Here is a 12,848-nt window from a genome sequence, read left to right on the forward strand (position 1 = left end):
TAGGAAGTATCGCTCACCTTTCGCGCCCGGGCACAGGGGCACCCAGGCTTCACTCCTTCTCCCATCCGGACTGTTACCGTCGGCTTCGGATTTGCACCGAATCGGGCCTGGAGGTGTGCTGGATTTCCAGGCTTCGCGGGCTTGCGAATAGACTCGCTCACCGCCGGTGGGGAATTCCACCCCGCCCTGAAGGAATTGGGCCTGCCGGCCCAGGGTTAGCATAATCCCCCGGCTGCTCTTCGGTAAAGTGGGGCGGGCTAGTTTTGTGATTTACTTGCGCCGGTAGCGCAACACATAGCCCTCGAGGCCGGCCACCAGGGCATAGAGGCTGATGCCCAGAATGACCATCATGCCGACCGCAGCGAAGGCGTTGGCGTAGCGGAAGTTGAGGCGCTCGCTGTTGGCCAGATAGCCCAGCCCGGCCCCACCGAAAACGAACTCGGCAACCACTGCGCCAATCAGCGCCAGCGAGACCGCCAGGCGCAGCCCACCCAGCACCACCGGCAAGGCCCCAGGAAACTCCAGCTTGCTAAACACCCCCCAGGCGCTAGCCCCCATGGTCTGGAAGACCTCGCGGTAGGTTTTGTCCACCTCCCGCACCCCTACCATGGTGCTGACCAGCACGGGAAAAATGGAGATGAGGCATACGGTGATGACCTTGGAGGTCAGGCCGTAGCCAAACCAGATCACCAGCAAGGGCGCGATGATGATGGTGGGGATGGCCTGTAAGGCCACGATGAAAGGGGAGAATAATCGTTCTAAAGCGCGGCTACGCCCCATGGCATAGCCAATGGGGAGCCCCAGCAAAAGCGAGGTCAAGACGCCCCAGAAGGCGGCCTCGAGGGTGGCCCCAGCTTGCTGTAGCAGCAGGCCAAAGTTCTGGGCAAAGGCTGTGGCTACCTGGGCCGGCGAGGGGACGAACAGGGGAATGCGCGCGGCCAGAAGACTCCAGACCAGGATGAACAGCCCCGAAAGGCCCGCTACCCCTAGTAGCTCCCAGGGGGGGCGGGCGGGTGGGGGGGAGGGCTCAATAAAGGTGGAGTCGGCCACACCCAGGCGCTGCCGCAGCTCGGCCTCGAGGCCATCGGTGAAGGCGGTGATGCGCCCTTCGTCTTTGGTTTCCAGGATGGCCTCGACCCGGCCCCCGGTCAGCACCACCACCCGGTCAGCTAGGTAGACTGCCTCGCGGATACTGTGGGTGACGAAGAGGATGGTTTTGCCGGTACGCTGGTGGAGCTGTTTGAGCTCGAGGTTGAAACGTTCGCGCACCAAAGCGTCCAGGGCCGCGAAAGGCTCGTCCATCAGCAAGACCTCGGCCTCCTGGGCCAGAGCCCGGGCGATGGCCACGCGGGCCTTCATCCCACCGGAAAGCTGATGGGGATAGTACTGGCGGTAGGGTTTCATCCCCAGGTAGGTTTCGACCTGGCCCCGCCCGGTAAGCTCGATGGGCAGCCGGATGTTCTGCTCCACCGTGCGCCAGGGCAGAAGCCGGTAGTCCTGAAAGACCATGGCTGGCTGGCCCAGCACCTCTACCGTGCCTCGCTGGGCCTTGAGCAGCCCGGCCACTACCCGCAGCAGGGTGCTTTTACCCCCTCCCGAAGGCCCAATAATGGCGATGAACTCGCCCTTGCGTACCTCGAGGTCGACCCCCTTGAGCACCTCGTGTCCCCCGAAGGCTACCGAGACCCCTGAGAGCCGGATGACCGGGGTGGCCGGCGTGGCCTGAGGTGGGGCGGGTATGGTTTGGCTCATGGTCTTAGCATATCCTCCCTGCTGAGCCCCACTGCATGTGAAAGCCCAAGGGGTCTGCTGCAGACTAGAGGGCCTCGCTCGAGTGGTCACTCCAAATTTTGGCCAGAATGGCCCCAGCCAGCAGAATCCACATGGTTAGGTAAAAGCCCACCAAGCCCAGCAAAAAGCCGGCGATGGGGCCATAGATGAGCTCATACTGGGTGCGGGGCAAAAGCAGAGGCAGGCCCAGTCGCATGCCCTCCCAGGCCAGGGCGGCACTCAGCGCGGCGGCAAAGGCGGGCAGCAGCCGGGGGGTATGGGCGGGTAGCAGCACATAGGTCAGGAAAAAGAGCCAAAGGGCCCCCAAGACGGGCAGCACCCCTTCCATACCCCCGCGCAGGAAGCCCAGCTCTGCCGGTAGGTAGCGTAGCAAGAAGCCCAGGGCTAGCCCCAGGAGGGACAGGAGGATCAGGGCCAGCCCTAACAGCAGGGGGGCCAGCAGACCGGCGATGCGCCCACGCATGGCCCCCAGCCAGCGCTGCCCCCGCTCGAACAGGCGGGGAAGGGCAGCAGAAGGTAGGGGAGGAATAGGGGCCTGGGGGCTGGGGGGTAAGGAGGGGGCTGCTTGGCCAAAGATAAGGCCCAGGGCATAGGCCAGGGCGGCGAAGAAGTTGCTGCTGGCCCAGAGCAGCACCAGCAGGCTCAGAAAGGTTAGGGGGAATGCGCTGCGGGTGAGAAAGCCCACCACGGTTTGGGCCAGGTCGGGCTGGGTGGGAAAAAGCAGCACCACCAGCTCGATCAGGCGCACCAACACCGCCTCGCGCAAGGCGGTGTTGCCCGAGAGCACAAAGCCGAAGAGGCCGGCCAGGAGGATCAGCAGGGGCATCAGGCTGAAGAGGGCGTAGTAGGCTAAGGCGGCGGCGAAAAAGGGGATGTGGGCCTTTTGGTATAGGCGGGAAGCCTGCAGGAGGAGGGCCATCCCTCCAAATTACCCTTGGGGGAGAAGCCTTTCCACCTCTTCTGCTCCCTTGGGCTCCTGGGCCTCTTGGAAAAGCCTCAGGGCCTCGCGCCGGTGGGCCCGGGCTGCCTCGAGGTGCCACTCCATCAAGCCCCGGTGGGCTACGGCCTCGGCCAGGGCTAAGGCAGCCTCCAAGTGTTGGCGGCTTTCCTCTTTTTCCCCAAGGAGAAAGAGGACGTAGCCCTGCTCATAGTGGTTCGCCGAGCGGGCCAGAGGGTCTTCTGACAGAAGCCCCGCCCCCTCCTGAAAGACCCCAAGGGCCCCTTCCAGCCGACCTGCCATCCTCAGAACCATCCCCACCTGGGGGAGAGCGCGGTGGCTTCCGGTCTTTTGCTAAAGCGCCCGGTAGAGGGCCAAGGCCTCGGCCTACCTGTCCTGGAAGGCCAGGGCCATGCGCGCCTCCGGGGCAGCCTCCCCCCTTAGCAGGGCTTCGGCCTCTGGGTAGCGGCCCTCCTCTATAAGGGCGTTTTTGGCTCCGGCAGGCTCACCCGGCTACTCCCGCACCTGTCCCTGCCCCAGGGCCACAAACTTGGTGGTGGTGAGCTCTTTGACCCCCATAGGGCCGTAGGCCTGCAGCTTGCGGGTAGAGATGCCAATCTCGGCCCCCAGGCCCAGCTGAAAGCCGTCGTTGAAGCGGGGCGAGGCGTTCACCAGCACCAGTGAGGCGTCTACCTCGCGCAAAAAGCGCATGGCATGGGGGTAGTGCTGGGTGCAGATGGCCTCGGTATGGTGGGAGCCGTAGCGGGCGATATGGGTCAGGGCTTCCTCCAGCGAGTCCACTACCTTTATCGTCAGAATCAGGTCGAGGTACTCGGTCTGCCAGTCCTCCGGGGAGGCAGGCTTGGCCGGGATCAGTGCGCAGGTGCGCTCGTCGCCGCGCAGCTCCACCCCGGCCTCCTGCATGGCCTGGGCCAGCCGGGGCAGGAAGGCCGGGGCGATGGCCTGGTGAACCAGGACTTTTTCCAGGCTGTTGCAGGTGCTGGGGCGCTGGGCTTTGCCGTTTAGGGCGATTTGCACCGCCATCTCGAGGTCGGCGCTCTGGTCTACGTAGAGGTGGTTGACCCCCTCGGCGTGGGCCAGCACCGGCATGCGGGCCTCGCGCTCGACCAGCTCGATTAGCTCCTTGCCCCCACGGGGGATGATCAGGTCGAGCAACCCGCCTAGATGGCACATGGCCAGGACGGCCTGGCGGTCGGTGGTGGGTACCAGCTGGATGGCCTCGGGAGGCAGGCTGGCCTCGGCCAAAGCCTGTTGCAGGAGGTGCACCAGAGCCTGGTTGGAGTGCCAGGCCTCCTTGCCGCCCCGCAGCAGGATGGCGTTACCCGCTTTGAGGCTGATGGCGCTGGCCTCTACGGTGGCGTTGGGGCGCGACTCGTAAATGAAGCCGATCACCCCCAAAGGTACCCGCATCCGCCCTACTAAAAGCCCATTGGGCCGCACCTGGACTTCCTCCAGGGCGCCTACCGGGTCGGGCATGGCCGCGAGCTGTTCCAGGCCGGTAATCAGGTCGGCCAGCACCTTTGGACTGAGGCGCAGCCGGTCGAGCTTGGCTGGGGAGAGGCCAGCGGCTTGGGCGGCCTCGAGGTCTTTTTGGTTGGCTTGAAAAAGCGCTTCTTGCTGGGCCCCAAGCCGGGCGGCCATGCTTAGGAGGGCCTGGTTTTTGGCCGCGGGTGAGGCCGCTTGCAGCTGCCGCGCGGCGGCTTGGGCAGCGTGGGCTAAGGGTTTTAGGTCAGTGGTGACGGCCATCCTTTTCTAAGTTTAGCGAGAAGCCATCTCCGAGGCCAGGGCGAAGTAGTCGCGGTGAATGACCTCATCGGTGTTCTTGTAGCCCAATAGGGCCTCGATTTCCCGGGTCTTGCGCCCCCGGATGCGTTCGATCTCGGCGGCGCTGTAGTTGACCAGGCCGATGCCGATGAGCTGGCCCTGGGGGTCTAAGCAGCGTACTGCCTCGCCTACCCCGAAGCGGCCCCGCACCTCGAGAATGCCCGCCGGCAGCAGCGAGGCCCCTCCCTGGCGTAGGGCCTGGGCTGCCCCGGCATCCACCACGATCGCCCCTCGCGGTTTGGGTAGCTGATACAACCAGAGCCGCTGCCCGCTGTAGCGGCGGGGCCCTCCGGCGAACAGGGTGCCCACCGGCACCCCGCGCAGGGCCTCGAGGAGGCTCTCCGCCCGGGTGCCAGGCAAAAGCAAGGTAGGAATCCCAGCGGCTTGGGCTTTCTCGGCGGCCAATAGCTTGCTGCGCATCCCTCCGGTGCCCACCTGGTTGGGGCTTTCCCCGGCCATGTCCAGCACCTTGGCATCGATGCGCGCTACATAGGGGATGGGTTGGGCCTCGGGGTGGGTGCGAGGGTCAGCCTCGTATAGTGCCTCGATGTCGGAGAAGAGCACCAGCAGGTCGGCGCCGACCAAAGTGGCGATCAGGGCCGAGAGCTGGTCGTTGTCGCCGAACTTAATCTCCTCCACCATCACCGTGTCGTTTTCGTTGACCACCGGCACGATGCCCCAGCGCAGAAGGGTCTCGAGGGTCTGGCGGGCGTTGAGGTAGCGGTGGCGGTGGGCTAGGTCCTCAGCGGTGAGCAAAATCTGGGCTACCTGAAGGTTGTACCAGCTAAAGGCCTGTTCCCACAGGTACATCAGGGTGGGTTGTCCCACCGCAGCGATGGCCTGTTTGGCGGGCATGGTCTGAGGCCGCTCGCGTAGGCCCAGCTTACCTAAGCCCGTGGCCATGGCCCCGGAGGAGACCAGCACCACTTCGCGCCCCTCGGCTCGCAAAGCGGCGATTTGCGCCGCGATAGTAAGCTGGTGCTGCCGGCCTGCTGGCCCGCTCAGCACGGCGCTGCCCACCTTGACCACCAGGCGGCGGTAGGTTTGCGCAGGGAGGGGAGGACGGTTCTGCACAGCCCTTAGCTTACCGCCCTCCGCTTAGCCCGCCAAAGTGCCGGGGCTATCCCAGCAGTTTTTCCAGTTCGTTCACCATGCTGGCCAGTACCGCGAACCCTCGCTCGAGGGGTTCGGGGCGGGTCATGTCGATGCCAGCAATTTGCAGGGCTTCCAAAGGATAGACGGAATCCCCCGCCTTGAGGAAGTCCAGATAGCGCTGGGCTGCGGGCTCACCCTCTTCCAGCACCTGCTGGGCTAGGGCGTTGGCCGCGGCGATGCCGGTGGCGTACTGGTAGACGTAGAAGGGGTTGTAGAGGTGGGAGAAATGCATCCAACCTGCACCCAGGCGCTCTTTGTCCAGTTCCACCTCACCGCCGTAGCCCTCAGCGAAGAGTTCGCATAGCCGCTCGATCAGGAAGGGAGCGGTTAGGGCCCCCCCGGCCTCCACGCGCTGGTAGAGCTCGAGCTCGAAGCGGGCCAGGGTGGGCATCACGAATAAGTAGCGGTGGAAGTTGGCGAAGGCCTCCTCCAGCACCGCCAGCTTTTGCTCCGGGGTCTGGGCCTCGCGCAGCAGCAAGGAGCGCACCATGGCCTGGTTGAAGTTGGAGGCCACCTCGGCTACGAAGAGGCTGTAGTTGGTGTAGATCACCGGCTGGGTTTGGCGGGCAAAGTAGCTGTGCATGGAGTGGCCCAGCTCGTGGGCCAGGGTGGAAAGCGAGTAGAGGTCGTCCGACCAGCTCATGAAGATGTAGGGAAAGGTACCCTTGAGTCCGGAGGAGAAGGCCCCGGCCCGTTTGCCCTGGTTCTGCCCCCAGTCCACCCAACGCTCCTCAAAAAGCCCTCGCCGCATGGGCTCCACATAGGTCTTCCCCAAAGGCTCCATGCCGCGGCAGATAATCTCGGCGGCCTCCCAGAAACCCACCTTGGGGCTGGGCACCAGCGGGGCAGGAGCGTCGTAGATGGGTACGTCGTGGCTGTAGAGCCGGCCCCCTAGGGCTTTTTTGCGCAGGCGCCAGAAACGGTGCCAGATGGGCAGGTGGGCCTGGAAGGTCTGCAGCAGGTTTTCAAAGACCACCCGGGGGATGCGGTTGCCGCAGCCCCGACCCTCGGCTAGGGCCATATCCAGGCTGCTGGGGTAGCCACGCACCCGGGCCTGGAAGGCAAAGCTTTTGATGCTTCCTTGCAGGGTGGCGGCCAGGGTGTTTTTGAAGGCTAGGTGCCCATCGGCATAGGACTCCCAGGCAGCCTTGCGCACCTCTGGGCTGGGGTGCACCAGAAGCTCACCGATGCTGCTATGGGAGACGGGGAGGCTCTCGCCTTGGAAGGCCACTGGCCTGAACTGCATATCGGCGTTGGTGGCCGCGCTGGCGGTGGCGCTGTGGGCGCCTAGGGGGTCGGAGACCTCGGCCAGCACCGCCTCCACCTCGGGGCTGCGCACATGGGGTTTGCGGGCTAAGAGCCCATCGAAGTAGTGCCGGTAGAGGGCTAGGGCCGGTTCAGCCTCCATGAAGGCCTCGAGCTGTTCTGGCTTTAGACACAAAAGCTCGGGCTCGAGGTAGGCCCCGGCAGCAGCCAGGCGGGCCAGCATGCCCCGGGCCTCGGCCACCATGCGGATGAACTCGGGGTTGGTACCCTCGGTGGCCAGCTGTAGCGAGGCGTACTGAAAGACCTTCATGGCCGCCAGTAGGCGGCTTTGGTAGGTTTCCAAAGCGGCCAGTAGGGTTTGGGGCGACTCAGCCAGCCGCCCAGCGAAGGCTTCTATTTCTTTTGTGCTGTGGGCGGCTTCCTCCAAAGCGGCTTGCCAGGCGGCAGGGGAGGGGAAAAGGGCCTCGAGGTTCCAGGTTTGCTCTTGGGGTAGCTCGGCGCGCTTGGGAAGGTTTTTCATCCAGCCCATTCTATCCCGAAACTGACCAATGGGTCAGTCCTCCGCCAGGAACTCCTGGAACCAGCGGCCCGAGTCCTTGAGGATGCGCCTTTGGCTGGGGTAGTCCACATACACCAGGCCGAAGCGGGGCCGGTAGCCCTCGGCCCACTCGAAGTTATCCAACAGGCTCCAGACCAAGTAGCCCTCCACCGGTACCCCCTCCCGCTGGGCCCGCAGTACCTGGGCTAAGTGATCCTGGATGTATTTGAGCCGCTTGGCATCGTGTACCTGTCCGTCCTCTACCACGTCGGGAAAGGCGGCCCCGTTTTCCGTGATGATGATTCGCCGCACCCGGGGTGTACCGTCTGGGTAGGGGGGGTAGGCGGCAAACTGTTTGAGCAGGAGGTAGATGTTTTCCGGCCAGACCTCCCAGCCCATCTCGGTAAGCTCCTGGCTGCCCCGCTCGGCGTGGGGTATTTCCTGGGCCCAGGTGCCCAGGGTAAAAGGGTCGAAGCGTACCAAGGAGCGGAAGTAGGTCTGCAGGCCCACGAAGTCAAAGTCGAAGGCTAGCCGCTCCAGGTCGCCTGGCCGGAGGTAGCGCCTGAGCAAGTGCAGGAAGGGGGCCCGCCGCCAGGGGTAGCCCAGGCCCAGGGCTGGCTCGAGGAAAAGCCGATTAGCCACGGCATCGTAGGCCATGGCGGCCATCCGGCTGAGCCAGGTGGGGCCAGCGGACTCTACATAGGAGGCCGAGAAGGTGGTGCCTATCTGGGCCCCCGCTACATTGGCCCGCAGGATGCGCCCGCCCTCGGCCTGGGCCAGCGCAGCGTGGTGCACTGCGGGCAGGAAGTGGGCCAAGCCCCTGCGTCCTGGAGCATGCCGGCCCTGTAGATAACCCAGTACGGTGAACACCGTGGGTTCATTGAGCACCATCCAGTGTTTGACCCTATCCCCGAAGGCCCGGCTGCATACCTCCACGTATTCGCCGAACCAGGCCACAATCTCGCGGTTGGTCCAGCCTCCCTTGTCCTCGAGGGCCTGGGGCAGGTCCCAGTGGTAGAGGGTAACCCAGGGCTCCAGGCCCAGCTCCAGAGTGCGGTCGATCACCCGGTGGTAGAAGTCCAACCCCTTAGGGTTGACCCTTCCCCGTCCCTCAGGCAGGATGCGCGGCCAGGCCAGCGAGAAGCGGTGAACCCGCATGTTCATCTGGCGGATGTAGGCGATATCCTCTGGGTAGCGGTGGTAGAAATCGCAGGCCACGTCGCCGTTTTCAGCGGTTTTGATTTTGCCTGGGGTATGGGTGAAGGTATCCCAGATCGAGACCCCCCGGCCATCCTCCCGCACCGCCCCTTCGATCTGGTAGGCGGCGGTGGCGGTGCCCCAGAGGAAATGGGGGCCGAAGTCGCGTTTGTGGAAAGGCGTCACGGGCCTAATCTACTACAAGGGCTCGAGGGCCACCCAGGCCCCATTGGGGTCGGTGAGGTGTTGGGCCGAGCGGCCCCGCAGGGCCAGGCGGTAGCCCAACAGGCCGGTAGCCTGGGCTGAGGCGGTACGGCCCTGGGCCCAGCGGTTGATGCCGATATGGTGGTGGTAGCCATCGGCGGCCAAGAAACGGGCCCCGGGGTAGTCGCCTTGCGTCAGCGTCAGGCCCAGGCCCTCAAAAAAAGCCTGCGCCTCATCCAGGTCGCCCACATGGAGGTGCAGGTGGCCCAGGGTGGTCTGGGCCTCGAGGCCCGTGCCTTTGGGGGCCTCGGCCAACAGGGCCTGCAGGTCTAAGGGCTGGGAGACCATGGCCAGCCGCCCTTCCCGCATGGGCCACGCTTCCCGCGGACGGTCGCGGTATAGCTCGATGCCGTTGCCTTCGGGGTCACTCAGGTAAAGGGCCTCCGAGACGCCGTGGTCGGCGGCCCCCTGAAAATAGGGGTAGCGGGCCTCCAGGAGCCGGCGGAAGACCGCGGCCAGATGCCCCCGATTGGAGAGCAGCAGGGCGAAGTGGTATAGCCCCAGGGTGGGCTGGGGTCGCAGGGGGGCCTGGGGGTCGTGTTCCAAGGTGAGGGTGAAGCCGCCACCGGCGGGAGCCAGGTCGGTGTGCGCCCCTTCTTGCCGGATCATCTCGAGGCCCAGTAGGTCGCGGTAGAAGGCCAACTGACCCTCGAGGTTCTGCACCCGTAGGGTAAGCCCCCGCAGAACCAGGCTGGGGTTTGGGGTAAAGGCCATGCTTTCAGGTTACTCAAAGTGCTTTACAAAATAAAGCCTCTGAGGAGTTCCGACCAAAACTGCTTTGATGTTACTAGTGCTGGATTCTCGCCTCAAACCGCCCTAAGCTGGGGCTATGCGGGTTTTCATTACCGGTGGAACCGGCTACTTAGGGCGCGCCTTGCTGCGCTTGGGGCCTACGGAGGCTGTAGGGGCCAGCTATTTCCGCCAGCCCCCCGGTGAACCGAAGGTAGCGTGGATGTGGATGGACATCTGCGATGCAAAGGGGGTGGCCCAAGCCCTGGAGCGCTTTAGCCCGGATGTGGTCATCCATACCGCCTACGGCAAGGACAGCCCGGAGGACCTCGAGGCCATCATCGCGCAGGGTACCGCGCATGTGGCCAGGGCCTGCCGGGCTCTGGGCGCGCGGCTGATCCATCTCTCCACCGATCAGGTTTTCGATGGGGAAGCCCCCCCCTACGCTGAATCGGCCCCGCCGCACCCGATCACCCCCTATGGTCAGGCCAAACTACGGGCCGAAGAGCAGGTGCAAGAAATCCTGCCCAGCGCTACCATTGTCCGCACCTCGCTTATTTGGGGTCTGAGCCCCCTCGACCCCACCAGCCGGATGGTGTTGGAGATGGCCGATGGCCAGCGCAAAGGCGGGCTGTTTTGCGACGAGTATCGCTCCTTCATCTACGTGGAGGACCTGGCCCGGGCCCTGTGGGAGCTGGTGGAGCGACCTTTGGCCGGTGTGCTGCACATAGGAGGACCCCAGGCCCTGAGCCGGCTGGAGTTTGGCCAACGCATCGCCGCTTTCCATGGGCGCGACCCCCGAGCCCTGCCGGTGCAGCGCCGGGCCGACTTTCCTGAACCCCGCCCAGGCAACTGTGCCCTGGATAGCTCAAGGGCAGCCGCCCTACTGCGCACGCGGCTGCGTGGAGTAGAGGAGGTGCTGCGCCAGCAGGGCCGATAGCTCTTTGGTTTATTCTGAGATCCATGCTTAGGCTGGGCGTAGACTTCGGGCTTTCCAATACCGATGTGGTGTTGGTGGAGGGTCGGCGTATCCTGGCCCACCAGATCGTGCAGACCGGTCCGGCCAGCCTTGAGGCGTTGGCCAAGGTGTTAAAGACCCTGGGGGTGAACGCCGCCGATCTGGAGGTCATCGCGTGCAGTGGAGGCTTGTCGCGGGGTCTGCCTGAGGCCTTCCAGGGCAGGCCCATCCAGAAAATCGGCGAGGCCGAGGCCGTGGGGCGAGGGGGGCTGGCTTTGAGCGGCCTGCCGGAGGCGCTGGTGGTTTCGGCGGGTACCGGTACGGCCGTGATTGCTGCCCGAGGGGAAGCGTTCCAGCACTTCACCGGCTCGGCGGTGGGGGGAGGAACCTTGCTGGGGCTGGCCAGGCTGCTGCTGGGTACCACTGACCCCCTCGAGGTGGCCCACCTGGCTGCGCAGGGTGACCCCAGCCGGGTCGATTCCACCTTGATTGATGTGATTGGTGGAGGCATTGGTCACCTGCCCCCCGATGCCACCGCGGTCAACTTTGGCCGGTTGGTGGGGGGAAAAGAGCCCAGCCGCGAGGACTTAGCCGCGGGCCTGGTGACCCTGGTGGGCCAGGTGATCGCCGTGATTGCCCTCAATGCCTTGAGGGCTGCCGGTCTGCCTCGGATGGTTATCGTGGGCCATCTGCCCGACCTGCCTCCCCTGCGGCAGGCCCTCGAGCGGGTCTGGTACTTCTACCAGCTCGAGCCTCGTCCCCTCATCCCCGCCTTAGGGGGCTGGGCTACCGCCTACGGTGCGGCCTTGAGCGTTGGCTAGGGACGTTTGCCTTGGCCGGATGGCCTAAGCTAAAACCATGAAACCGCCCGAAGGGCTCTGGGCCCATCTGGAAGAAAACAACAACTTCGACAACCTCAAGCTGGTCCTGTCGGATGGAACCACAGAGGAGACCCTGTGGCTTTCCGCTTTGGAACTGGCCGAGGCTTTGGGGCACCTAGAAGAGGGGGAACTGCTTTCGACCTGGGAACGCGAGGCAGCGGAGGCTTCCGAGGCCCAGGGAGGGGCCTATCGGGCAGCTCAGGCGGAACTGTATAACCCCCCTGGCCTCTTGCTGTTGCGGCGGGTGGTGCAAGAAGGGGGCGACCTGCTCGAGATCACTACGCCCAACGGCTCGGTTTACATTTTCGACTACACCCAGGCCAGGGTTTATCTGCGCCCTTTTCTACCGCACTAAAAACCGACCGATAGGGTTACCGGTCGGTTTGGCCGAAAAGCCCTAGGGTTGGGGGTAGAGGCCAAAGGTGGCCAGCCAGTCCAGGTTGTGCTTCCGATCCAAGCGGTAGACACCACCGGTACCGGCACAATTCCCGTTTAGGCCAAACGAGGTGACCCCACCCACCACATTGCTGTCCCCGATGAAGTTGGGCCCACCCGAGTCGCCAAAACAGGTGCCACCGGTGCTGGCGTTATTGGAGAGCAGGATGGAGTAGTCGCCGGTAAGGCCCGGTACATTAATCTGCACCAGGTGTGGGGTGGCCAGCATGCGTACACGTGCCGCTTCCACAAAGACCGGGTTGATTCTTTGCAGGCCATAACCCACCGCAGTAAAGGTGGTGTTCTTCAGGCCGCGACGCCGGGCTAGCTCGTCCAGCACGTCCTGTTTGGGCAGGGCGCCGTACTGGCTCATATACATGGGTCGGTCGAGCACCACCACACCTAGGTCATAGAGAAAGAAGGCATTGGGGTTGTACTGCGGGTGGGTGTAGGGTGTACCGCCGGTCTGGCCGGTAAAGGGGTAGCCGTTGCCGGGTCGGCCTGCGTCGACGTCGGCATCAAACCAGATCTCCACCCTGGCGGCTGGGGGTTCGGTACAGTGGCCTGCGGTTAGGAAAAGGGTGGGGGACATCAGGGTTCCGCTGCAACGCCACAGGGGGTTTCCGTTGGCATCCTGGGCCACCATCAGACCTACGTAGGGGTGCCGGTCGCCGTCGAGCTCGCCGTAGGTGATTTGCGCTAGAACTCCTTCGCTCGAGGTCTGGGGAACCGTGCTGCCACAGGCGGCAACGGCTAGGGTTAGGCCTGTCAAAAGTGCACCTCTAGCTCGCCACATAAAACCTCCTAATATGCTTCCCACGCGGTGAGATTTACAGCGTAAATCCAGCCTTG

The 12,848-nt window shown here is 64.4% G+C and carries 12 protein-coding genes and 1 riboswitch; of the genes, 3 read left to right on the forward strand and 9 right to left on the reverse strand.

From position 1 onward, the window contains the following. Positions 1-49: 49 nt before the first annotated feature. A riboswitch (FMN riboswitch) is annotated at positions 50-198 on the reverse strand. A gap of 72 nt (positions 199-270) precedes the next feature. The 8 genes from G552_RS0102160 to G552_RS0102195 all read right to left on the reverse strand — a co-directional run bounded on the left by G552_RS0102160 (position 271) and on the right by G552_RS0102195 (position 9,707). Beyond that, positions 271-1,752, reverse strand: coding sequence for an ABC transporter permease subunit (locus G552_RS0102160; RefSeq protein ID WP_051195646.1), 1,482 nt, complete (start codon positions 1,750-1,752; stop codon positions 271-273). Between the two features lie 64 nt (positions 1,753-1,816). Continuing rightward, complete coding sequence (locus tag G552_RS0102165; RefSeq protein ID WP_027881520.1) at positions 1,817-2,710, reverse strand: YhjD/YihY/BrkB family envelope integrity protein; 894 nt, start codon at positions 2,708-2,710, stop codon at positions 1,817-1,819. Between the two features lie 9 nt (positions 2,711-2,719). Beyond that, positions 2,720-3,031, reverse strand: coding sequence for a hypothetical protein (locus G552_RS16685; protein WP_245575084.1), 312 nt, complete (start codon positions 3,029-3,031; stop codon positions 2,720-2,722). Between the two features lie 210 nt (positions 3,032-3,241). Beyond that, positions 3,242-4,495 (reverse strand): glutamate-5-semialdehyde dehydrogenase, encoded by a 1,254-nt coding sequence (locus G552_RS0102175; protein WP_027881521.1) that lies wholly within the window; start codon positions 4,493-4,495, stop codon positions 3,242-3,244. Positions 4,496-4,507: 12 nt separating this feature from the next. After that, complete coding sequence (proB, locus tag G552_RS0102180) at positions 4,508-5,647, reverse strand: glutamate 5-kinase (RefSeq protein ID WP_027881522.1); 1,140 nt, start codon at positions 5,645-5,647, stop codon at positions 4,508-4,510. A gap of 46 nt (positions 5,648-5,693) precedes the next feature. Then, complete coding sequence (gene pepF, locus G552_RS0102185; RefSeq protein WP_027881523.1) at positions 5,694-7,514, reverse strand: oligoendopeptidase F; 1,821 nt, start codon at positions 7,512-7,514, stop codon at positions 5,694-5,696. A gap of 33 nt (positions 7,515-7,547) precedes the next feature. After that, on the reverse strand, positions 7,548-8,915 hold the full coding sequence (locus G552_RS0102190) for a GH1 family beta-glucosidase (RefSeq protein WP_027881524.1): 1,368 nt from the start codon (positions 8,913-8,915) through the stop codon (positions 7,548-7,550). A gap of 12 nt (positions 8,916-8,927) precedes the next feature. Continuing rightward, positions 8,928-9,707, reverse strand: coding sequence for a VOC family protein (locus G552_RS0102195; RefSeq protein ID WP_027881525.1), 780 nt, complete (start codon positions 9,705-9,707; stop codon positions 8,928-8,930). 115 nt (positions 9,708-9,822) lie between these two features. Between G552_RS0102195 and G552_RS0102200 the strand changes: the two genes are divergently transcribed. Genes G552_RS0102200 through G552_RS0102210 form a run of 3 tightly spaced genes read left to right on the forward strand, consistent with a single transcriptional unit; the run spans position 9,823 to position 11,916 of the window. Continuing rightward, positions 9,823-10,662, forward strand: coding sequence for an SDR family oxidoreductase (locus G552_RS0102200; protein WP_027881526.1), 840 nt, complete (start codon positions 9,823-9,825; stop codon positions 10,660-10,662). A 23-nt stretch (positions 10,663-10,685) separates the two neighbouring features. Next, entirely contained in the window at positions 10,686-11,501 is an 816-nt protein-coding gene (locus tag G552_RS0102205) for an acetate and sugar kinases/Hsc70/actin family protein (RefSeq protein WP_027881527.1), read from the forward strand. 37 nt (positions 11,502-11,538) lie between these two features. After that, positions 11,539-11,916 carry a hypothetical protein gene (locus tag G552_RS0102210; protein ID WP_027881528.1) on the forward strand — a complete coding sequence of 126 codons (378 nt, stop codon included), beginning with the start codon at positions 11,539-11,541 and terminating at the stop codon, positions 11,914-11,916. Positions 11,917-11,958: 42 nt separating this feature from the next. On the opposite strand, the gene G552_RS0102215 is transcribed toward G552_RS0102210, so the two are convergent. Beyond that, a complete protein-coding gene (locus G552_RS0102215) occupies positions 11,959-12,792 on the reverse strand; it encodes a S1 family peptidase (RefSeq protein ID WP_211224800.1) in 834 nt (277 codons plus the stop codon). Between the last annotated feature and the right edge of the window lie 56 nt (positions 12,793-12,848).

The sequence above is a fragment of the Meiothermus rufus DSM 22234 genome (genome assembly GCF_000423425.1).
In the GTDB taxonomy this organism is placed as follows: Bacteria; Deinococcota; Deinococci; order Deinococcales; family Thermaceae; genus Meiothermus; species Meiothermus rufus.